This is a genomic window from Cobetia sp. UCD-24C (genome assembly GCF_001306765.1).
Lineage (GTDB): Bacteria > Pseudomonadota > Gammaproteobacteria > Pseudomonadales > Halomonadaceae > Cobetia > Cobetia amphilecti.
The window spans coordinates 46,523-68,192 of the sequence record NZ_LJTD01000014.1 but is presented as its reverse complement, the minus strand read 5'-3'; the positions used below and the strand labels follow the sequence as shown (position 1 = coordinate 68,192).

Genomic DNA, 21,670 nt, shown 5'->3' with positions numbered 1-21,670 from the left:
GTGACGCCGCCCCTTCGACACATGGCTGCCAGACCAAAGTGCTGAGGGGAGCGCGGGCGAATTGCTCTATGCTCTGGACATGGATTTGGAACCATCCAAAAACGTCTCCACCCCGGCCATGAGTTCGGGATGACAACAAGAAAACGCCCAGGGAAGACGCCATGAAAGATCCCATCACGACACCGCCGGCCAAGGCAGATGCCACGGTGTCATCGCAGGCCCCGTCACCACAGGTCCCGTCATCGCAGGCCCCATCATCACAGGGCGCCTCGAGCAGCATCACGCTTCAGGATATCGCGGCACATGCCAAGGTCTCGCGCAGCACGGTCTCGCTGGTGCTGCGCGAAAGCCCGCTGGTGGCGAAACGCACCCGCGAGAAGGTCCAGGACTCCATCAAGACACTGGGCTACGTCTACAACCGTGGCGCCGCCGCCATGCGCGGCAGCCGCACCGCGACCCTTGGCGTGGTGGTCTATGACATCGCCAACCCCTTCTTCGGCTCCATGGTCGCGGGGATCGATGCCGCCCTGCATCAGGAAGGCTATGTGTCATTTCTCGCCAACAGCGAGGATTCCCCTGAGCGTCAGCAGCGCTTCATCGAGCGCATGCGTGAACATCGTGTCGATGGCCTGTTGCTGTGCCCCGCCGAACACTCAGACCCGAACCTGATCCATCAACTGGCCGACTGGGGCATGCCCTGCATCCAGGTGATGCGCTATCTGGACGCCCCGCCCTTCGATTACGCCGGCACCGATTTCCGGCGCGTGGCCGAGATGGCCGTCAATCACCTCGTTAGCCTGGGCCATCAGCGCATCGCCTTCATCGGCGGCGCGGACCACTCGGTCAGTCATGACCGCTGGCTGGGTTATCAGGCCGCGCTGGATCATCACGGCCTGAGCTATCGCCGCCTGGTGCGCGGCAATGGCGTGACCCGGCGCGTCGGCCATGAGCTGATCAAGACCCTGATGCAGGAAAGCCCTCGCCCGACGGCTGTGGTCTGCCACAACGACCTCGTGGCCTTCGGTGCCATGCTGGGCCTGCGCCAGATGGGGCTGGAACCCGGTCGCGACTGTGCCGTGATCGGCACCGATGATGTCGAGGAAGCCGAACTGGGCGACCCGCCCCTGACCAGTATCGCCACGCACCCCTACGCCATCGGGGAGCAGGCGGCGCGACTGGCATTGCGACGGATCGCCAATCCCGGCGGCGAGCGAGAAAGCGTCATCATGCCGCCGGAACTCAAGATACGTCGCTCCTGCGGGAGTCCTGACGACGCCAGCGTCGCGACGCCCCCAAAGGAGTGATACCAAGCTTCAGCTGAACGGCACGTCATGCCTGGAGAGCATCGACAAGCCGCGCAGACCCCGAGCATGGACCGGCCGTCTGGAGACTGTCGGTCTGGCAAGCGCAACACGGCAAGACTGCAAGACCAGAAGGTGCAAGGCACAACAACAAACAACGCCAAGGAAAACGCCATCATGCTGAATTGGATCAATCCAACCAATGCCTCTCGCTCTATCTCCACCTCCACCTCTATCTCCACCTATCCCTCCCAGCGCTCACGTCTGGGCTGCCGGCTGGGCAAAGGACTAGGCAAGAGCCTGGCCATCGCGGCCACCACCGGCACTCTGCTGGGTGCCACGCTCGGTGTCTCGGCCAGCGCCCAGGCGATGGAGCTGCGCTTCGGCCACGCCGGCACCGAAGATACCGCCTATCAACTCGGCGCCGAGCGGCTGCGCGACCTGCTCGCCGAGAAGACCGATGGCGACATCACCATGACCATCATGGGCAACTCGGTGCTGGGCCATGAGACCGAGATGTTCGAGCAACAGATGGCCGGCGCGCTGGACATGTCCATCGTAAGTCCCGGGCTGATCACCGACTTCTCGCCCACCGCCAACGTCTTCACGATTCCCTTCCTGTATCGCGATGTCGATCACTGGCAGAAGGTGCTGGATGGCGATGTAGGCCAGGAGATCGCCCAGAAGATCAGTAACGAGACCGATGTGAAGGTGCTGGCCTACTTCGGGGGCGGCAAGCGGCATGTCGTCAGCTCGCGCGAGGTTACCTCACTCGATGACCTCAAGGGCCTCAAGCTGCGTACCAACCCGACCAAGCCGCTGATCGTCGCCTGGCAGGCACTCGGGGTCGAACCGAGCGTGGTGGCCTGGAAGGAGATCTACACCGCCATCCAGCTGGGCGCGATCCACGGGCTGCTCAACGAGCCGGAATGGACCCTGCGCATGCGCTTCCACGAAGTCGCCCCCAACATCGCACTGTCCGAGCACGACATCACCGTGCGCCTGCTGACCATGTCCAAGATGTCCTGGGACAACCTGGATGAGCAGCAGCAGAAGACCCTGATGGAGTCGGCCCATGACGCGGCGGCCTATGCCCGCAAGGTGCAGCTGGAGCAGGACGCGGCAGCCCTCGCCGAGCTCGAGAAGCAGGGCGCCAAGCTGCATGAGATCGACCGTGAGCGCATGCAGGAAATCGTGGCCGAACCGCTCAAGGAAGTGATCGCCGAGATGGGACTCAAGGAAATCTACGACAAGGTGCGTGCGGTCAAGTAAGCCACGCCTGGGGGGCAGCCCTGCAGCGTCTGGCTGCCCCGCCTTCAGGTTGGCTTGAATGATCTCGCCGACTTGCGTCGAGCTCCTCCCCCCTCGCACTCTTCTTGAGGACAGTGCCATGCATCCTGTGCTCTCAGGGCTTTCGCGCCTGAACCGGGCGCTCGAACGTCTGCTCTATCTCGTCTTGCTGGCGCTGCTGGCAAGCTTCATCGTCTTCATCATCTATCAGATCGCAAGTCGCAATCTGGCCTTCCTGCCGCGCCTGTTCTGGACCGAGGAATTCAGCCGCTTCGCCTTCCAGTGGATGGTGATGCTGGGCACCGCCGTCGGGGTGCTGCATGCCGATCACTTCGTGCTCGAAGCCTTCCCTCGCGGCAGTCGCGCCGACCTCGTCACGCGCTGGATCCGTGATCTCGCCTGCCTGTTGCTGGGGGTACTGTTCATCGTGCACGGCAAGGACTTCGCCCTTTCCGGTCTGCGCCGCAGTGCGATGGCCTCGGGACTGTCGATGATCTACGTCTACTCGGTATTCACCGTCAGCGGCATCTTCATCGTGCTGTTCAGCCTGCAACGGTTGCTGCATGCCTGGCTGCACGGCATGCAAGCCATGGAGAAGGCGCTCAATACGCCCAATGAGGCGGAAGAACTGGCAATACCCGAGGAGACGGCAGCGGTTCTGTCTCCCGCCATCGCCAGCCATGCGCATGGCGCGACTGATCGGAGGCCCCTGTCATGATGCCGATGGACTGGCTCTACCTGATGCCCTGGCTGCTGTTCGGCGTGCTGGGCGTGTTGATCGTGATCGGCATCCCCATCGCCATGGCGCTGGTGCTGACGGCGACGACACTGATTCTGCTCGACCCGCGTCTGACCTACTGGATCATGTTCCAGCGCATGTACAACGGCATGGATTCCTTCGTGCTGCTGGCCGTACCGCTGTTCCTGCTGGCCGGCAACCTGATGAATGCCGCCAGGATCACCGATCGTCTGATCACGCTGTGCATGCGCCTGGTCGGCCACTTCCGTGGCGCGCTGGCTCACGTCAATGTGCTGGTCAGCATGCTGTTTGCCGGGGTGTCCGGCTCCTCCACCGCCGACAGTGCCGGCGTAGGCACGGTGCTGATTCCGGCCATGAAACGCGAAGGCTATCCAGTCAGCTTCGCCGTCGCGGTCACCGCGGCCTCCTCCGTGATGGGCACCATCATCCCGCCGTCGATCAACATGATCGTGTGGGGCGCGCTGACCAATACCTCGATCGCCGGCCTGTTTCTGGGCGGTATCCTGCCCGGCGTGATGATCGGCGTGGCCCAGCTGCTGCTCAATACCCGCTATGTCCGCCGCTATGATGTGCCGGTGCGCAAGCGTGCCACCCTCAAGGAGCTGGCAAGCTCCGGCAAGGATGGCCTGCTGGCCGCCGGGATTCCGATCGTCATCATCGGTGGCATCACCCTGGGCATCGTGACCCCCACCGAGGCCGCGGTGATCGCGGTGGTCTATGCGCTGGCACTGGGCTTCGTGGTCTATCGCGAGCTGGATCTCACCAAGTTGCTCAATGCTTCCACCGACACCGTCAGGCTGTGCTCGCTGTCGCTGTTCAGCCTGGTGGGCGCGGCCATCTTCGGCTATCTGATCAGCTTCTATCAGATTCCGCCCAAGCTGATGGCGGGCGTCAGCATCACCGACCCGACGGTGCTGTTGATCGTGATGACCATCGTGCTGCTGGTGATCGGCACCTTCATGGATGCCCTGCCCGCGATGGCGATCATGGCGCCCATCTTCTATCCGCTGGCGATGTCGGCAGGCGTGCACCCCGTGCAGTTCGGTGTCATCGGCGTGATGGCGCTGGGGCTGGGCCTGATCACGCCGCCCTACGGCCTGTGCCTGATGATTTCCGCCAAGATAGGCGGCATTCCTCTGCTCAAGGCCATGGCGACCACCATGCTGTACCTGGGCGTGATGCTGGCCGTGATCCTGCTGATGATCCTGTTCCCGGAATTCGTGCTGACCATTCCGCGCCTGATCGCCCCTGACTTCGTCTGACCCGATGCATTATCCGGACATTCCGAAAACTGTTTGAGGAATGTCCGGAACTACCAATTTCTCGTCCTCGCACACCTCCCTGCCTCACTCTTGCGGCCTATTTATGCCCGCCTCACCCCAGCGGGCCGGTCCGCACTAACGGCACTAACCCGCGCCAAAAGCGCGCCAACGTCGTGATCTGTCGAGAAATCCTCCTCACCTCAAGGTGAGCGCCACGCCACAGGTCATGGTATCGCCTTGAGGCCTGTCGCCGATAACACGCCCAAGATGAACGGCCGATTATCATTTTTTGATTGAAAGTCTTTACGCCATCTGCCGCTATATCCCGCCGCCTGCCCGTTCCAAGATTCACTGCGTCGATTGCCAGCGCATCGGCATTGTCCCCCTTCTTCCCATGACCAGACAGGCAGTCACCATGAAACGTCCCTTCTCCCTTGCTCTTCTCGGCCTCTCGGTCGCCTTCGCCAGCATGACCGCCCACGCCGATGACCACTCCACGCTCACGCCGTCCAGTGAAGTCGTCCAGCAGTCCGACATCGACTGGGGCTACCTGAACCCGCTGCGCGGTGACCAGAGCCCGGCGGCCGGCGACCTGTGGGGCGACCGCACCAAGGATGGCGCTTCGGGCTTCCTGGTGAAGTTCAACGAAGGCTTCTCCTCACCGCCCCACATCCACAACATCACCTACCGTGGCGTGGTCATCCAGGGCGAGGTCCACAACGATGACAAGAACGCCGATGAGCAGTGGCTGCCCGCAGGCTCGTTCTGGATCCAGCCGGCAGGCGAATCGCACATCACCGCGGCCAGAGACAAGGTCAACATGGCCTACATCGAGATCAATGAAGGGCCCTACCTGGTACAGCCGGAATCCGAGGCCTTCCACAACGATGAAGAGCCGCTGAATGTCGCCGAGAACAACATGGTGTGGCTGGATGCCAATGACATCCGCTGGATCAACCTGCCGGGCAACGACGACGCCGAGCAAGGCCCGAAGACCGCCTTCCTGTGGGGCAACCCGGACGTCGGCCAGCTGAGCGGCCGCCTGGTGAAACTGCCGGCCGACTTCTCCGGCGAGATCAAAAGCCACGCCGACGAATTCCGTGCCGTGGTCATCAAGGGCGACCTGACTCACGAGACCGAAGGCAAGGACGACAGCCAGAGCCTGGCGACCGGCAGCTACTTCGGCTCTCAGGGCGAGATCACCCATGACATCACCACCAGCGCCGACGGCGAGACCCTGCTCTACGTGCGCACCAATGGTGATTTCGACATCGTCGAAGACTGAAACCTGAGGTCGTCTGAACTCTTGGTTCTGAACTCTTGGCTCTGAACTCTTGGCTCTGAACTCTTGGCTCTGAACTCTTGGCTCTGAACTCTTGGCTCTGAACTCTTGGCTCTGAACTCTTGGCTCTGAGCTCTGAGCTCTGAGCTCTGAGCTCTGAGACCAGAATCAGCAGACATCGCGACCTGCAGCAAACACGAACGGCCACCCCGGTCTCAAGACCGCGGGTGGCCGTTCGTGTTTGTGTTGCGTTGATATACGTACCCGCCATCAGGCGACGCCGTCAGGCCAGTCTTTGGACCGCCATTTCGAGGCCCCGGATTTCCGCCAGCCCCTTCATGCGCCCATACAGCGGGTACCCCGGGCGGGTCTCGCGCCGGGCGTCATCCAGAATGTGGTGGCCGTGATCCGGGCGCATCGGCAAGGGCGCGCCACCCGATACCAGGCGACGACGCTCCTCCGCGACCAGCACGCTGATGATGTCCACCATGTCCAGGTCGCCCTCGAGATGTTCAGCCTCATGGAAGGAGCGCTTGTCCTCGCTATCACGCCCAGTGGCCCGCAGATGGGCAAAGTGGATATGAGGGGCGAAGCGCCGCGCCATGATGCACAGGTCGATCTCCGGATTGGCCCCGTAGGAGCCGGTGCAGAACGTCAGGCCATTGGCGGGGCTGGGCACGACACCCAGCAGCCAATCGGCATCCACCATGCTCGAGACCACGCGCGGCAGGCCAAACATCGGCCGCGGCGGATCATCAGGGTGAATGGCCAGTCGAATGCCGACCTCTTCCGCCACCGGCACGATGGCCTTGAGGAAGGTGGCCAGGTGCTGGCGCAGTCGCGCGGCATCGATACCATCATAGGCCGCAAGCGCCGCTCGGAACTGGGCCAGCGTGTAGCCTTCTTCCGCCCCCGGCAGCCCCGCGATGATGGTGCGGATCAACGTCTCACGCCCGGCATCATCGAGCGACGCCAGATGCCTGCGCGCGGCCTGCTGCTCTTCGCTGCTGTACTCGTGCTCGGCGCCGGGGCGCTGCAGCAGATAGAGATCAAAGGCCGCGAAGGCATCCTGATCAAAACGCAACGCCGTGCCGCCCTCCGGCAGCTGCCAGGCGAGGTCGGTGCGCGTCCAGTCCAGCACCGGCATGAAGTTGTAGCACACGGTGCCGATCCCGCATTCCGCCAGGTGGCGCAGCGACTGCTGATAATTGGCGATATGGCGATCACTGCCGAGCGCCGCCTGCTTGATGCTCTCATGCACCGGAATGCTCTCGACCACCGACCACCTGAGCCCGGCCGCCTCGATCTGCGCCTTGCGCTCACGAATGGCCTCCAGCGGCCAGACCTCGCCGTTGGGAATCTCATGCAGCGCCGTCACGATACCTGTCGAGCCGGTCTGGCGAATTTCCTCGAGCGTGATGGGGTCCGCGGGACCGAACCAGCGCCATGTCGCTTCCATGTCATCTCCTTGACGGTCAAAGGGGGCAAATGCCACCTGCCGACAAAATATGACAACTTGTATCAGCTGCTGCCATGCGACCTATGTCGCTGGCAGCGCGACACAAGCGGACCTGGCTGTCGGCTCGCGAAACAGACGGATCATCACGCCGGATCAAGACAACGGAAGCCCTCATCTGGCGACCCGCAGAATTATGACAAAAATCGCAACAAGAACAGTGATATACAGAACAAACAATACGAAAAATCACGAGAGATGCTAGACAGATTTTCCTGTCGAGACGTCAATACCCTGTCGATATCTGGCTTTGAAGGCACGATTCATGACGCTCGATACTAGACTTATTGCTCATCAAAAGTTGTCAATATTTGTTTGATCAGTCATCCCTTCCCCCCTATAGTGAGTCTCGAAAACAGATCAGACGCACGTGTCGACTGATCACTTGGGCCAGGCACGTTGCCGAGAGCCGAGCCTCCTTACCCATAGACTGACGACGGACGCCATATGACTGCCATTACTTCTACCGAGCACGCCAGCTACGCCGAGCTCTCCTCCGTGACCCGCGAGCGTTTGATGCGCGCCTCCACCGCCTCCCTGCACACCCTGCTGTTCAAGCGCGGCCTGCGGAACACCTTCATCCAGAACGTGGTGCAGATGAACAACGGGACCACCCAGATGGTGGGCCAGGCCTTCACGCTGCGTTACATCCCGGCGCGGGAAGACATCGATACCGTCGCCGCCTTCCGCGACCCCAAGCACCCGCAGCGTCTGGCGGTGGAAACCGTCCCGGCCGGTCACGTGATGGTGTCTGACTGCCGCCAGGACGCCTCGGCCGCCAGCGCCGGCAGCATTCTGCTGACACGTCTGGAGTATCGTCAGTGCGCGGGCTTCGTCTCCGATGCCGGCATTCGTGATTCGGGTGCGGCCGCCGAGATGAACCTGCCGATCTTCTGCGCCAAGCCGAGCGCGCCGACCAACCTGACCAAGCACCATGCAGTGGAACTGCAGGTGCCGATCGGTTGCGGTGGTGTGCCGGTCTTCCCGGGCGATGTGCTGGTCGGCGATGCCGATGGTGTCATGGTCGTACCGCTGGAACTGGCCGACGAGATCGCCGAGGAAGCCAGCCAGATGGAAGATTTCGAGGATTACGTGCTGGAAAAGGTACGCAACGGCACGCCGGTGATCGGTCTGTATCCGCCGACCGACGAAGTACGCGCAGAATTCGAACGCTATATGGCCGCCAAGCAGTAATCGGCTCGCCAGCCGCCGTCTTGTCCACGGCGGCCACGGACGACAGGCCACGCCGACCTGTCGTCCGCCATCCCTCCTGCCTCAATGCGCCTCGAGTGACCACAACCATAACAACACTGGAGTCATGCCATGACCCGTCTCTACAGCCATCTCAATAGCCATCTGAATAGCCGTCTCAACAGCCGTCAGGCCAACGTGCACGCCAACCCTCTCGCCACCCCTGATGCCAGTCAGCAATCCCGCTCAGACCGCAAGCGCCGCAGTCGTCCGCTGCTGGCCTTGCTCGCCCCGCTGGCCCTGTCCGGCATGGTGGCGGCCTCGCCCTTCGTCAGCACCGGCGTGCAGGCCGACTATCCCGTGCGTGACATCCGCCTGATCGTGCCATGGCCGGCCGGTGGTGGTGCCGACGCCATCAGCCGCAAGATCAGCAACCTCGCCGAGCAGGACCTGCCGAAATCGATCTACGTCGAGAACATCGGCGGCGCCATCACCGCCACCGGCCTGATGCAGCTCAGCAAGGCGCGTCCGGACGGCCATACCGTCGGCGTACTGACCTACGACAGCATCATCACCCTGCCCCGCGGCAACCTGGTGCCCGGCTATTCGCTGGACCGGATGATCCCCTTCGCCCGCATCACCAAGGAAGCGGATGCCATCGTGGTCTCCAGGCAGTCCGGGTACGAGAATTATGAGCAACTGATCGAAGCCGCACGCGCAAACCCCGGCACCGTGAGGATCGGCGTAGCTCCGCAGGGATCTGGCCCTTATCTGGCGGTGCGCCGCCTGGAAGCCGCAGCGGGTGTCGAATTCAATGTCATCACCTACCCGGGCTCTTCCACCGCCGAAGCCGAGGCTCTGCTCTCCGGTGAGATCGACGGCGCCATCTCGAGCCTGGGGGACTTCTCCGGCATTCTGGATTCCGGCGACGCCCACGGCCTCGTCGAGTTCTCCTCCGAGCAGAATCCGGCCTACCCGGAAGTGCCGCCGATGAGCGAGCTGGGCGGCAGTCTCGAGACCGGCAGCTTCATCGTGCTGGCCGTGCCCAAGGGCACCCCGGAGGATGTGGTCAGCACCCTGGAAAGCGCCTACCACAGCGCCTACGAGACACCAGAATTCCAGAAGTGGATCATGGGAGTCGGCGTCACGCCCAGCTGGCTGGGGGCCGATGAGGTCAACGCCTGGATCGAGGACTATCAACAGAAGACCTTCACTGCCATGGATGAACTCGGCCTGTAGACGCGCTGGCACGCGGCACCTCTGAGTGCCGCTGCAATCACACGTCTACCCGTCCTCCTTCACTTCCATCGCCAAGCGGCGCCCGGCCACGGGCGCCGCCAGGGAATTCTGTCATGTCTCCTTCCGCCTCTCCTCCCGTTCGGCGTCATTGGCTGCTCAGCGGGGCGACACCGCTGACGCTGGCCATGACCGCCATCAGCGCCCTCTATCTGATCAGTGCCTTCCAGATGGCGCCGCCATTGGAAAATGGCCGCCTGACGGCCTCCTTCTTCCCCGCCCTGATCGGCAGCATCGCGCTCGTGCTCTGCGTGGCGCAGCTGGTGAGCCAACACCGGGCGAACCGTGGCTCCCGCAGCAGCGCGTCCGCCGACGATGACACCTGCAGCGCGGACAGCGACGCAAGCTCGCCTCTCTTCTCGCCGGCGCTGCGCCTGATGCTGGTGACCGCGCTCTATATCCTGGCGTTCTCGCATCTGGGTTACCTGCTGTCGTCAGCGCTGTATGTCTTCGCCGTGATGCTGCTGTTCGCGGGGCGCGACAAGTGGATCAGCAAGGCAGTGATCGCCTGCGCCATTTCCGCGCTGGGCTATGGGCTCTTCGAGCAACTGTTCAACGTCCACCTCCCTGCGCTGGATCTGTCAGCGCTCGGCCTGGGCAACGGGAGCTGACCCATGGAATTCATCGCCCAGGTATTCTCGAGCTTCGCCCTGCTGCTGGACCCCGTGATCCTGTTCTACGTGGTCGCCGGCTTCGTGATCGGCACCATCTTCTCGGCCATCCCGGGTCTGACCGCCACCCTGGCGCTCGCCCTGCTGTTGCCGCTGACCTATAGCCTAGACGTGACTACCGCCCTGATGGCGTGTGCCAGCATCTACATGGCCGGCATGTGTGGCGGCAGCATCACCGCCACCACCATCAACATCCCCGGTGCCCCCTCCTCGATGATGACGGCACTGGAAGGCTATCCCATGCAACAGCGTGGCGAAGGTGCCCTGGCACTGGGTCATGCCTCCTTCGGTTCGATGGTCGGCGGTAGCCTCGGCGCATTGCTGTTGATCGTGCTGGCACCGTTCATCGCCGAGGCCTCACTGCTGGTCAAGACCACCGGCAAGTGCGCACTGATCGCCTTCGCGCTGATCGTGATCGTGGTCGCCCAGCGCGGCAACATCCGCAAGGCCGGCATCACCGCCTGCCTGGGGCTGATGCTGGCGACGATCGGGTTGGACGCCATGCAACCACTGGCGCGTTTCACCTTCGGCATCAGTGAGCTGACTGCCGGGATCGACCTGATGCCGGTCATCATCGGCACCTTCGCCATCAGCGAGCTGCTGATCCAGGTCGGCAATCGCAAGAAGGACGCCGCCATCCGCCAGCAGCTCAAGGCCAGCCAACAGCTCAAGCGTCGTGATTTCATTCCGCCGCTGAGCGCCATTCGCGAGATCGGCATCGGCTGCTATCTGAAGTCGACGCTGATCGGCTACATGGTCGGCACCCTGCCCGGCGCAGGCGGTTCGATGGGTGGTTTTCTCGCCTACGTGGAAACCGTGCGCACCTCAAAGAAGCCCGAGAGCTTCGGAAAGGGCAATCCCCAGGGCATCGCCGCCGCCGAAAGTGCCAACAATGCCGTCTGTGGTGGCGCTCTGGTGCCGATGCTGACCTTCGGGATTCCGGGCGATCCGGTCACGGCCATCGTGCTGGGCGTACTGGTGATCAACGGCATCCAGCCGGGGCCGCAACTGATGGCGTCACAATCCGGACTGATCGCGCCGATGCTGGCCTCGCTGCTGTTCAGCGCCCTGATCCTGATTCCCCTGACGCTCTATCTGATGGGCCCCTACTTCTTGCGCATCGTCACCATCCGCAAGGACGTGCTCTACGGCGCCATCGCATTGCTGGCCGTCGTCGGCAGCTTCGTGGCCACCTACTCCGTGTTCCAGATGATGATGACGCTGGTGCTGGGCATCGTCGCCTACCTGATGCGCAAGCATGATTACCCGGTGATCACGCTGCTGCTCGGCTTCATTCTCGGCCCGAATCTGGAAGAGTTCCTGCGCCGCGCGCTGACGCTCTCCAACGGCAACCCCATGACCTTCATCACCACGCCGGACAGTCTGTTCTTCGTCGTGTTGACGGTGGTCTTCGTCTACTTCCTCGGCATTCGCAAACCGGTGCAGCTGAAGCAGGCGGAGCCGAAAACGCAGAGCCAGCCCTTGAAGGGACAGGTTGGAAAGTAACAACGTCATAGATTGCAATCACCGCTCGAGCCCTGACCAGACCCTATCTCGATGATTAGTTGGCCCGACACCGAAAGGTATCGGGCTTTTTCGTATTCATTAGCCGCACCCAGATGTGCCAAAAGTGTTACTTGCCAATACCTCACAATGTAGGCACTTTATATTCGTAATCAAAAATCTAATACTCGCAGTTGATATATATCAATAATGCGAGAATCCACTTCCGTGAGGCTTCGCAACGCTGGCCATCATGCCTCTGACAGGCTCGGATAGCTGCATTCAAGAGCCAGCAGTGCTGAAGTTGATCGGAGTCAATGGAAACGACAGGGAACGTCACATGAAGTCCTTTGCCAGCCTCGCCGCCCTCTGCCTGCTCTCTGGTTGTGCAGCCTTGCAGTCCACACCTCCCAGTTATGACAAGACACAGCACGCTTTTCTTTCACCGGGTTACCCCATCGAGCGGGTCAATCAACCCGAGGGCTTCAAGCTGGTAGGACAGGACAGTTCTGATTCTCGTGAAGGGTTCGCCAGTGCATCAACGGAGGGCAATGCACATGTCAGAAGAGAAGCTGTCGCCTGGAATACCGATGATGACAATACTGCTCTGATGATGGTGATTGCAGGGTCACTCGGGCACTCAGCGCGTTATCTCGAATGGACAGACACGGATGGCTACCAGTTCGTGGGTAACCAGAGAGTGCAATACAAGTTTGCTCAGGGGCGATTCGAAGACATGGTAAGTGAGTCCAGTCTAATCCCACGACTGGCGCCAGATTGCGCACAACGCATCACGCTCTCTGCCCACAACCATAACAAGAAGGTGACGGGCGTCTATATTGAAGGCGTGACCTGCTACGACCTTCCATTGATCAACGATTATCACCGCGAACAACTTCGCCAGAAAGCTTTCCGCCTATTCGGGCTGTAACGAACCCCACGATGATCGCTTATAAGCCTTGAAATACGAAACGCCCCACCCACTACCGCAGCAGTAGGTGGGGCGTTTCAGGTATCGCGGTATCAGCCCTCGATCACCACTACTGCCCACACATCACACTTCCAAGTCTGCGCTCGACGATCAGGCAGGGGCAGAGCAGGCGTTGCGGGTAGCTGGGGCATTGCATGTAGGCGCCGGGCGAATGGAGGCGGGGTCTGCCAGCGCGGCCACCACGGATCTGATCTGCTGATAGCCGGTGCGCATCAGGAAGGTCGGCGCTCTGCCATAACTCTTGATGCCGAGGATGAACAAGCCTGGCTCGGCATGCAGCAGTTCGGCCGCGCCGTGTTCCGGCACCGACCCACAGCTGTGCTGGTTGGGGTCGATCAGCGGCGCAAGCTTGATAGGGCTCTGCGTCGCGGGGTCCAGCGAGACACGCAATTCAGACAGCAGCCCCAGAGACGGGCGGAAGCCGGTGGCCGCGATGATGCGATCCACCGCTGGCAGCCGGTGTTCGCCACTCTGTACTACCCAGCGCCCCGCTTGGTGTTCGATCGCCTCGACGGCAAGCTCGGTCACTACCTCGATCCGGCCTTCCTCAAGCAGTGCCTTGATACGCAGTTCGAGCGCCTTGCGTTCCTCCAGCTCATCATTGGGCGCCGGGCGGATGACCTCCTCGATATTGGCGGAGCGAACACCCCAGACGATTCGCATCCCCTCTTCACGGTCTGCCAGCGCGATCAGGTCCTGCAACGCATTCAGCGCCGAGTGGCCGCTGCCGATCACGAGTACCGACTTGCCGGCATACTCAGCCGCTTGTGTGCCGCGGATGTCCGGCACGCCATAGGCAATGACTTCGGCCGCCACTTGCTCACCAATGGCGGGAATGCCGTGCGCCCCGATCCAGTTGGGGGTCTGGTAGGTGCCGGTGGCATCGATCACCGCGCGGGCCAGCACATCGCGCGGGCCGTCAGGCCCCTCGACGCGCAGCACGAAGGGCGCCCCATCGCGACCGCCACTGCGCAGCACATCATGCTGTTGACGACTGACATGGGTGACGCGGCTATCGACATGCAGCCGCGAGCTGATCGACGGGTGCGCGGCGAGCGGTGCGACATAGCGGTCGAGAAACTCGGCCCCGGTGGGATAGGCAGCGGCGTTCGGGGCCTGCCAACCCTGTTTCTGCAGCAACTCGGCCGCTAAAGCGTCGATATTCCATGACCAGGGCGAGAACATGCGCACATGCCCCCAGCTGGCCAGGTTGGCGCCTGCGTGTGCGCCCGACTCGAAGAGAATCGGCTCGAACCCTGCCTCCAGCAGATGGACGGCGGCGCTCAGCCCTATCGGCCCGGCGCCGATGATGGCCACCGGCAGGCTTGTGATATCACGACTCATGGCAGTCTCTCGCAGCAATATGTTGTCAGTGACAACAAACCTAGTATCCCTCCACGCCAATGTCTACTGCCAGGCGCTCAATCAGTCACCCAGGCGCTGCCGCGCGGCAAGTGTCAGCTTGTTGAGCAGCGCCACAGCGCCCTCCACGACCTCCGGCGACAGGCCTTCGATCATTGAGGCCTCTTCCGCGACCAGCTCGGCGTGAATCTGCTGGTAAAGCGCCCTGCCCTCGGGGGTCAGCGAGAGCTCAACGGCACGCCGGTCGTTGGGGTCCTCGATCTTGCGCACATAGTGCTTGCGGATCAGCGAGTCGGCGACCCGGCTTGTCGTGCTCTTGTCGAGATACATCTCGTCCGCCAGCGCCTGCAGTCTCAGCGGACCGCGCTTGACCAGCGTCTCCAGCGCATAGCATTGAGCGACGGAGACGTTGTGGTGGCAGATGCTTTCCCTGTCGCGAAACTGATGGACACGAATGAGCTGATTGACGGCTTCGTACAGTGCTTCTGCTTGATCCACTCTGGTGCCTCACGTGACGGGGGTCAAAAAAGGGGGCGTGGCTTGCCACGATAACCGAGCACGATAAAGAGCGCACCGATATCCGGCAGCCCTTATTCAACAATCCTTATCCAGCAACCCTTATCCAGCACCCCTTACCCAGCAACCCTTTCGGCTTGCGCGTGGCGATGCCTTGCGCGAGCAACTCAATCGCGGTCTTTCTCCCCGACACGACGCCAGCAGACCTTGCAGGCAGAAATTGTGCAAGAATCTTGCAATTCATTATTGAGAACGATTAGCATTGGCAGCCGCAACATATAACTATTCAAAGCAAGGGATATCACGTGCACCTCCGCCTCCATCCGCTTACCGCAGCCGTCCTCTCCGCCAGTGCGTTGACCCTGAGCCTCTCGGGGCACGCCTCGGCTGACGACATGTCCACCCTCGTCATCAGCGAAGACCGTCTCGAACAGAATGTCGTGATCAGCGCTGAAGAGATCGATCAGCGTCAGGCACGCGACCTGGAAGACCTGTTCCGCGCCGAACCGGGCGTCAGTGTCGGCGGTGGCATCGCCATCGGCCAGAAAGTCTATGTACGCGGCCTGGAAGACACCAACCTGAACGTCACCATCGATGGCGCGCGTCAGGGCGGCTACCTCTTCCACCATACCGGTCGATTGACCATTGACCCGGCCCTGCTCAAGCAGGCGGAAGTCGATAAAGGCCCCGCGACCGCCGATGATGGCCCGGGCGCACTTGGCGGCAGTCTCCGCTTCGAGACCAAGGATGCGCAGGACCTGCTCAAGCCCGGTCAGGACCTGGGTGCGCGCGTCTCCGTCGGCACCGAAAGTGCGGCGGACGCCACCTCCGGCACCACGGCGTTCTATGGTCGTCTGGGGGAGAATCTCGGTCTGATGGGATATGTCAGCGGCCGCAACAGCGATGACTATGAAGTTGGCGGTGGCGGTGAGCAGGAACAGACCGCAGGCCAGCAGCGCGGCTATCTGCTCAAGATGTCACTGCTGGACGTCAATGATCAGGACCTGCGCATCAGCGCCGAGCGCACCACCGATCACGGCACCTATTTCACGCGTCCGCACATGCCGAGCTTCAGCAGTCAGCAGCCGACCTATCAGGAAATGGAGCGCGAGACCTTCACCGTCAATCATGCCTGGCACCCGGGCAATGACCTGATCGACACCAGAACCACCCTCTATCACACCACCCAGGAACTGGATCGTGTCGAGGCCGGCAGCACCAGCCGCTCCCGAGAATTCGGCGCGGATGTCCGCAACACCTTGCGCCTCAAGACAGGTGACCTGGCACATGCGCTGACCACTGGCGTGGACTTCCATGATCAGGACACTCGTCGCTCCGACGACGCCGGCAGCGCCGGCCCCAACAACGAAGACACCTCACGCAACCTGGGAGTCTACGCCCAGAACCGCATGACGCTGGGCCCGTGGGCCCTGTCCGTTGGCGCGCGTCTGGATGATTACGACAGTGATTACGGCGAGGCGGGCAGCGTCAGTGGCAGCGAGGTCTCCCCCAACGCGATTCTGAGTGTCGATGCCACTGACCACCTCACCCTGCATGCGGGCTACGGCGAGGCCATTCGCGGTGCCAAGGCACGTGAAGTGATCTTGATCGGCGATGATGTCACCATCGCGGAAGGACTTGAGCCGGAACGCGCTCGCCAGCGCGAGATCGGTCTGGATTGGCATCAGCGCGACGCCCTGATGGCGGGAGATCGCCTCGGCTTCGCGCTGACCGGCTTCCATACCGATATCGAGAACTATCAGGCCTATGATCGCGGCAGTGATCCGGCGGTGCTCTACAACCTGGAGGGCGAAGTCGAGAGCCGTGGCTATGAAGCCAGCCTGAACTGGGGCGTGGGCGGCTACGACACGCGTCTGGGCTATGCCAAGGTGGTGATGAAGAACAACGACGGCGACCCGCTGGGTGACGAGATGAACATCGGCGCCTCCACCGGCGACAAGTGGACCTGGGATCATCAGTACCACCTGCCAAACCACAACGTCACCCTGGGCTACACCCTCAATGCGGTAGAACGTCTGGAACGTGTGGCAGAAGGCGACGAAGAAAAGCCGGGCTACGTGACGCACGACATCCGCGCCCAGTGGACCCCGGCCTCATATCAGGACCTGACCCTGACACTGGCGGTCAACAACGTGTTCGACAAGCGCTACAGCGACCACAGCAGCTACCTGCTCAGCAGCGGTGACAGCATGCTCGAGCCGGGCCGTGACATCCGCCTGGGTGCCAGCTACAGCTTCTGACCCAGCCCCTGACCCAGTCCCTGACTTCACGAACAGCTGACGAAAAAATGCCCCGCAGGCCAGGCCTGTGGGGCATTTTCCTCTTTGGAGCTGGGTGGCGTTACTGGCTCAGGCTTCAGTTCGCCCCTTCCGCCTCGGCGTCCTGCTGCTTGGCCAGCTTGTGACCGTCTTCTGACTGGCCGATCTTCCAGTAGCTGGAGACATAGAAGTGGGACTTGGGGATCTCATGCACCTGCTTGAGGTGAGCACGCAGCGCTCGCATGCTGCCGAATTCACAGGCCGCCCAGACAGACACCTGCCCCTCCAGGCTCGGCAAGGAGGCGATCTTGTCCAGCAGCGGCTGGCCGCTCGGGTCCGGTTGCGCATTGATGACCCAGTGCAGCTCGATGCCGGCCGGATGCTCAAGCGTCTGGATATCGGCTTCGCTGGTCACCTCGATGACGGCGTGGCCGCGCGCGTCTGCCGGCAGCTCGGCCAGATTGACGCTGATCGCCGGCAAGGCCGTCATGTCACCCGCCAGCAGGAACCAGTCGGCCTCCATGTTGATCAGCTTCTTTGGCCCCGGGCCGCCGATGGTGATGCGGTCCCCCGGCTGGGCGCTGACGGCCCAGGCAGATGCCGGGCCGGCGTGGTCGTGCAGCGCGAAGTCGACATCGATCTCGGTCGCACGCTGATGACGAATGGTATAGGTGCGCATCATCGGGCGCTCGCCTTCCCCGCGCGAAAACACCAGTTTGATATAGGCGCTCTCCTGCCCCTCGGGGATGGAGCCGATATTCTCCCCGCCCAGGGTGACGCGCAGCATATGCTCCGTCACCGGGGTGGAACGAATCACTTCAAGCTCTCGCATTGCGGGCTTACCCATCTTGCGCACTCCTCTGGCAAACGCCTTCAAGTTGTTCAGCATCGCGTGCTTCACACTCGCTTGTATTGTGGATCATGGCAGATGCCGTTTTCAGGAAGGTGGCGACCTCCTCATCGCTGAGGTCTCCCGCCATCCGCCGAGCGGTCTCATCTTCCAGGGCTTCAATCTCTTTGAGCATGTCGTGGCCCGCCTCGGTAGGGGCGAGAAAGAGGCTGCGACGGTCCTGCGGATTTTCCGTCTTGATGATCAATCCCGCCGTCATCAATTCATTGAGCACCCGCGTCACGCGCGCCTTGTCCTGCCCCAGATGCTGCACGATCTTGTGCGCCGTGCACTCGGAGGTACGGCCAATGCCCTTCAGCACCCGAATGTGCGTGACAGGCAGATCAAGCTGGTAGCGCTGGATGCCCAGACGAAGCTGCCTGCGATAGACATGCATCAGCTGATGCAGCACATCATTGAGTGATGCCTGACTCATGTGTCACTCACCATATGGTTGGTATAGGTCAACTATATTGGCAGATGGTTGATACTGTCAACAAAAATATGATCGAGAAGCATTCTCATCTTAATGCCAAAAATCTCATATGCCTATCACGCTTCTCTCCACTGCCAGGCGCGCTTTCGGCAACTCTTGCTGCGTGACATGGTGACAGCGAGCGGGAACCTGCTAAGGTCGAAGGCCACACATTCCTGACGCCCACGAGAGGCATCGATGGCTGAACTCTGCCTGCTGTTTGATTCCGATGGCACCCTGGTTGATAGCGAAATCCTCCTCGCCGAGGCCATGTCCAGCACCCTGCCCCGCTATGGTCTGCCGTTTACCAGCGACCGCTACATGAACGAGTTTCGCGGCATGCGCTTCATGAGCATCGTGCGCACGCTGGAGGCAGCCCATGGCGTTCTGGAAGAAGCGCCCACACGGCGCATGGAAGGCGAGATGCGCGCCCTGCTGGAAGAGTTGATGAAGGCTCGCCTGACGGCGATGCCCGGCATGTCAGCCGCCTTGATGGAGCTTGAAGGCTACCCCTGTGGCGTGGTGTCCAACGGGCCTGAGCGCAAGGTGCGTCTGGCGCTCGATACGACACGCCTGGCGCGCTTCTTCGATGGCCATATCTACAGTGCCTATACCCTGGGCGTGTGGAAGCCGGACCCGCGCATCTATCGGCTCGCGGCCGAGCAGATGGGCTTTTCGCCATCACATTGCGTGGTGATCGATGATGCCATCGTCGGGGTACAGGCAGGGCTGGATGCCGGTATGCAGGTCATCCACTTCGCCCATCACGACGACGGCCATGAAACGCCGCGTGGCGCACTGCGCATGCACCACGCGCGCGAACTGCCGAGGCTGGTGGCGCAGATTTCCCAGAAGCTCGCTGCGCAGTACTAGACGTCGTCGCGCCTTCTCCCTCAATTCCCACACCATGCCCCCCCGGCTCGTGAAACCACGTCTCATGACATCCCGCAACGAGAATCCCGCAGCGAGAATCCCGCCCCTGAGGCGGGATTTTTCATGCCTGGTGCACAAGACAGGCTGCTCGTGGTGTGACTCACTCTGTCGCAGCCACTAGCACTCCCGTTCGCGAATGCCGCAAGCCTCCCTCTCCTGCCGATACGAATAGGCAAGTTTTAGCGACTATAGCGCCTATATATCGCCATTCTCGATACTTATAGTGTCTCTACAGCAAACACGCACCAGACACGCAAGGCTCGCAGGACATGACCGTACGCAAAGCCAGACGCAGCTGTCGTGCGCGCCCCTGACGTATCCCGAGCGCAACCGCCGCACACCTGCCATCAGGATCTTGACCATGACTCGCAACACCCCATTTGGCCCCAAGGGCTGGACCCCGGACAGAATCGGCTCGCTCGTCGGCAAGACCTATCTCATCACCGGCGCCAACAGCGGCGCGGGCTTTCAGGCGACGCGCATATTGCTGAGCAAGGGTGCCGACGTCGTGATGTTGAATCGCAACCCGACCAGATCAGAGGCGGCCATCGCGGCGCTGCAAGAAGAGTTTGGCCCCGCGGCGAATGTCAGTCATATACGCATGGACCTGGCGGAACTGGCCTGCGTACGCAGCGCGGCCGCGGAAGTGCTGGAGAAGGTCCCGCAGATCGATGCCCTCATCTGAAATGGCGCCATCGCTCAGGTTTCCCGACAGCAACTCACCGTCGACGGTTTCGAAAGTCAGCTGGGCGTGAATCACTACGGGCATTTCCTGCTGTGCGGGCTGCTGTTCGAGCGTATCGATGCCTCCAACGGGCGGATCGTCGTGGTCTCCAGTGAAGACCACAAGATGGGCCTGAAAACTATCCAGTTCGATGACATGAACTGGGAGCACAACTATCACCCGAACAAGGTCTATAGCCACAGCAAACTGGCGCAGATGATGTTCGCCTATGAATTGCAGGACAGGATTGAGGCGGCAGGTCGCCAGGTAAACGTCTTTGTCTGCCATCCGGGCGCGTCCAATACCTCACTGATTCGTGACAACGCCAATCTGGCGACTCGACTCAGCTGGGCAGTGATAGTGAAGACTGGCTTGGCGCAGACGGCCGAGAAAGGCGCTTACCCGGAAGTCATGTGCGCCACCGAGGAGACCCTCAGGCAGCGGGCCTACCATGGCCCGACGGGGCTGATGAATTTCGGAGGGCCGGTGGGCGAGTGTGAATTGGGGGCATTCGTTCTGGAGAAGAGCGTCATGACCCGGCTATGGCAAGTCTCGGAGAAGGCAACGCAGTTGAGCTGGCCAATTTGACCTTGAGCCGACCACCGACCTTCTCGCCCATCGTCAGGGAGGTGAATCCCATGAATGTATCACTGGTAGTGACAGGTCTTCTGATGATGATTCCGAACATGTCGTTTGCCAACCGCCTTTATGACGAGATCATCCAGCCGGAGACCTCGATTCAGGACAGTGAAGGCAATACCTATCGCAGCGTGGAGATTGGCGCTCAGACCTGGCTTGCCGACAACCTCAGAACGACTCGCTATCAGGATGGCTCGCCCATCCGGACGGCATTCATCCCCGAGGATGACCCTGACAACCTGTTGTCATATGGCCGTCTGTATGACTGGCACGATGTCAGTGATGCACGCAATCTTTGCCCGGAGGGCTGGAGAGTCGCCTCGGATGAGGACTGGAAAGCGCTGGAACGCGCCATCGGGATTGCAGAAAAGGATATTGACTCGACTGGCTGGCGTGGCGATAACGATATCGCCATCACGCTCAAGGCGGCTCAGCCCGACTCCCTGTTGACGTCCTTCGATCAGGCGCGCATCAATCTCACCGGCTTTTCTGCCAGACCGGCGGGCGTGAAGTGGAAGGGCTGGTATCTCACCCAGGGCGCCTACGCCGAATTCTGGACCCGCAGTGAGGCGACGCCGACCAAAGCGTTGGCCAGAACTCTGGCCTACTCCTGGTGGAATCCGCACAAGGGCGAGATCCGCCGAGCGACACTTGGCAAGGATGGCATGTTCTCGGTGAGATGCGTAAAGGACTGATCAGGGCACAACACTGGGGGAATTGGAGGGGCACAGTCGGTAGTGATATAGGCGCGAGGAGCGCTTGAGCAAGGACTCTGATCCGCTGAATCACG

At 61.6% G+C, this 21,670-nt stretch carries 20 protein-coding genes; 15 read left to right on the top strand and 5 right to left on the bottom strand.

The window, feature by feature from the left end; genetic code table 11:
* Positions 1-161: 161 nt before the first annotated feature.
* From AOG28_RS15980 to AOG28_RS15960, 5 genes are all read left to right on the top strand, one after another.
* Positions 162-1,304, top strand: a complete 1,143-nt coding sequence (locus AOG28_RS15980; protein WP_082388905.1) for a LacI family DNA-binding transcriptional regulator — start codon at positions 162-164, stop codon at positions 1,302-1,304.
* Positions 1,305-1,478: 174 nt separating this feature from the next.
* On the top strand, positions 1,479-2,573 hold the full coding sequence (locus AOG28_RS15975; RefSeq protein WP_082388904.1) for a TRAP transporter substrate-binding protein: 1,095 nt from the start codon (positions 1,479-1,481) through the stop codon (positions 2,571-2,573).
* Positions 2,574-2,691: 118 nt separating this feature from the next.
* Positions 2,692-3,309 (top strand): TRAP transporter small permease, encoded by a 618-nt coding sequence (locus tag AOG28_RS15970; protein ID WP_054557136.1) that lies wholly within the window; start codon positions 2,692-2,694, stop codon positions 3,307-3,309.
* On the top strand, positions 3,306-4,613 hold the full coding sequence (locus tag AOG28_RS15965; RefSeq protein WP_054557135.1) for a TRAP transporter large permease: 1,308 nt from the start codon (positions 3,306-3,308) through the stop codon (positions 4,611-4,613). Before AOG28_RS15970 ends, AOG28_RS15965 begins: the two co-directional genes overlap by 4 nt.
* A 415-nt stretch (positions 4,614-5,028) precedes the next feature.
* On the top strand, positions 5,029-5,898 hold the full coding sequence (locus AOG28_RS15960) for a DUF4437 domain-containing protein (protein ID WP_054557134.1): 870 nt from the start codon (positions 5,029-5,031) through the stop codon (positions 5,896-5,898).
* A 280-nt stretch (positions 5,899-6,178) separates the two neighbouring features.
* On the opposite strand, the gene uxuA is transcribed toward AOG28_RS15960, so the two are convergent.
* Entirely contained in the window at positions 6,179-7,354 is a 1,176-nt protein-coding gene (uxuA, locus tag AOG28_RS15955; protein WP_054557133.1) for a mannonate dehydratase, read from the bottom strand.
* 504 nt (positions 7,355-7,858) lie between these two features.
* Here uxuA and AOG28_RS15950 point away from each other — a divergent pair.
* The 5 genes from AOG28_RS15950 to AOG28_RS15930 all read left to right on the top strand — a co-directional run bounded on the left by AOG28_RS15950 (position 7,859) and on the right by AOG28_RS15930 (position 13,003).
* A complete protein-coding gene (locus AOG28_RS15950; RefSeq protein ID WP_054557132.1) occupies positions 7,859-8,605 on the top strand; it encodes a ribonuclease activity regulator RraA in 747 nt (248 codons plus the stop codon).
* 129 nt (positions 8,606-8,734) lie between these two features.
* On the top strand, positions 8,735-9,841 hold the full coding sequence (locus tag AOG28_RS15945) for a Bug family tripartite tricarboxylate transporter substrate binding protein (RefSeq protein WP_235507060.1): 1,107 nt from the start codon (positions 8,735-8,737) through the stop codon (positions 9,839-9,841).
* 113 nt (positions 9,842-9,954) lie between these two features.
* Positions 9,955-10,509 (top strand): tripartite tricarboxylate transporter TctB family protein, encoded by a 555-nt coding sequence (locus tag AOG28_RS15940; protein ID WP_054557131.1) that lies wholly within the window; start codon positions 9,955-9,957, stop codon positions 10,507-10,509.
* A 3-nt stretch (positions 10,510-10,512) separates the two neighbouring features.
* Positions 10,513-12,075: a tripartite tricarboxylate transporter permease gene (locus AOG28_RS15935; RefSeq protein ID WP_054557130.1), complete on the top strand. Its 1,563-nt coding sequence runs from the start codon at positions 10,513-10,515 to the stop codon at positions 12,073-12,075.
* Positions 12,076-12,412: 337 nt separating this feature from the next.
* Positions 12,413-13,003 (top strand): hypothetical protein, encoded by a 591-nt coding sequence (locus AOG28_RS15930; protein WP_054557129.1) that lies wholly within the window; start codon positions 12,413-12,415, stop codon positions 13,001-13,003.
* Positions 13,004-13,153: 150 nt separating this feature from the next.
* Here AOG28_RS15930 and AOG28_RS15925 read toward each other — a convergent pair whose 3' ends face one another.
* Together AOG28_RS15925 and AOG28_RS15920 are read right to left on the bottom strand one after the other, a co-directional pair.
* Entirely contained in the window at positions 13,154-14,407 is a 1,254-nt protein-coding gene (locus AOG28_RS15925; RefSeq protein ID WP_054557128.1) for an FAD-dependent oxidoreductase, read from the bottom strand.
* Between the two features lie 81 nt (positions 14,408-14,488).
* Positions 14,489-14,923, bottom strand: a complete 435-nt coding sequence (locus AOG28_RS15920; RefSeq protein ID WP_054557127.1) for a MarR family winged helix-turn-helix transcriptional regulator — start codon at positions 14,921-14,923, stop codon at positions 14,489-14,491.
* Positions 14,924-15,246: 323 nt separating this feature from the next.
* Here AOG28_RS15920 and AOG28_RS15915 point away from each other — a divergent pair, with 323 nt between their 5' ends.
* Complete coding sequence (locus tag AOG28_RS15915; protein WP_152965462.1) at positions 15,247-17,202, top strand: TonB-dependent receptor domain-containing protein; 1,956 nt, start codon at positions 15,247-15,249, stop codon at positions 17,200-17,202.
* A 115-nt stretch (positions 17,203-17,317) separates the two neighbouring features.
* On the opposite strand, the gene AOG28_RS15910 is transcribed toward AOG28_RS15915, so the two are convergent.
* Both AOG28_RS15910 and AOG28_RS15905 read right to left on the bottom strand, forming a co-directional pair.
* A complete protein-coding gene (locus AOG28_RS15910) occupies positions 17,318-18,067 on the bottom strand; it encodes a siderophore-interacting protein (protein ID WP_054557125.1) in 750 nt (249 codons plus the stop codon).
* Positions 18,060-18,506: a MarR family winged helix-turn-helix transcriptional regulator gene (locus AOG28_RS15905; protein WP_200906817.1), complete on the bottom strand. Its 447-nt coding sequence runs from the start codon at positions 18,504-18,506 to the stop codon at positions 18,060-18,062. The genes AOG28_RS15910 and AOG28_RS15905 overlap by 8 nt, the downstream gene beginning before the upstream one ends.
* 276 nt (positions 18,507-18,782) lie before the next feature.
* Between AOG28_RS15905 and AOG28_RS15900 the strand changes: the two genes are divergently transcribed.
* The 4 genes from AOG28_RS15900 to AOG28_RS15890 all read left to right on the top strand — a co-directional run bounded on the left by AOG28_RS15900 (position 18,783) and on the right by AOG28_RS15890 (position 21,575).
* Positions 18,783-19,457, top strand: a complete 675-nt coding sequence (locus tag AOG28_RS15900) for an HAD family hydrolase (RefSeq protein WP_054557124.1) — start codon at positions 18,783-18,785, stop codon at positions 19,455-19,457.
* A gap of 421 nt (positions 19,458-19,878) precedes the next feature.
* The gene (locus AOG28_RS18765) at positions 19,879-20,202 is read left to right on the top strand and encodes an SDR family NAD(P)-dependent oxidoreductase (RefSeq protein ID WP_235507059.1); all 324 of its coding nucleotides are present in this window, start codon (positions 19,879-19,881) and stop codon (positions 20,200-20,202) included.
* Between the two features lie 66 nt (positions 20,203-20,268).
* Entirely contained in the window at positions 20,269-20,829 is a 561-nt protein-coding gene (locus AOG28_RS18760) for a hypothetical protein (protein ID WP_235507058.1), read from the top strand.
* A gap of 50 nt (positions 20,830-20,879) precedes the next feature.
* Entirely contained in the window at positions 20,880-21,575 is a 696-nt protein-coding gene (locus AOG28_RS15890; protein ID WP_152965461.1) for a fibrobacter succinogenes major paralogous domain-containing protein, read from the top strand.
* The last annotated feature ends 95 nt before the right edge of the window (positions 21,576-21,670 follow it).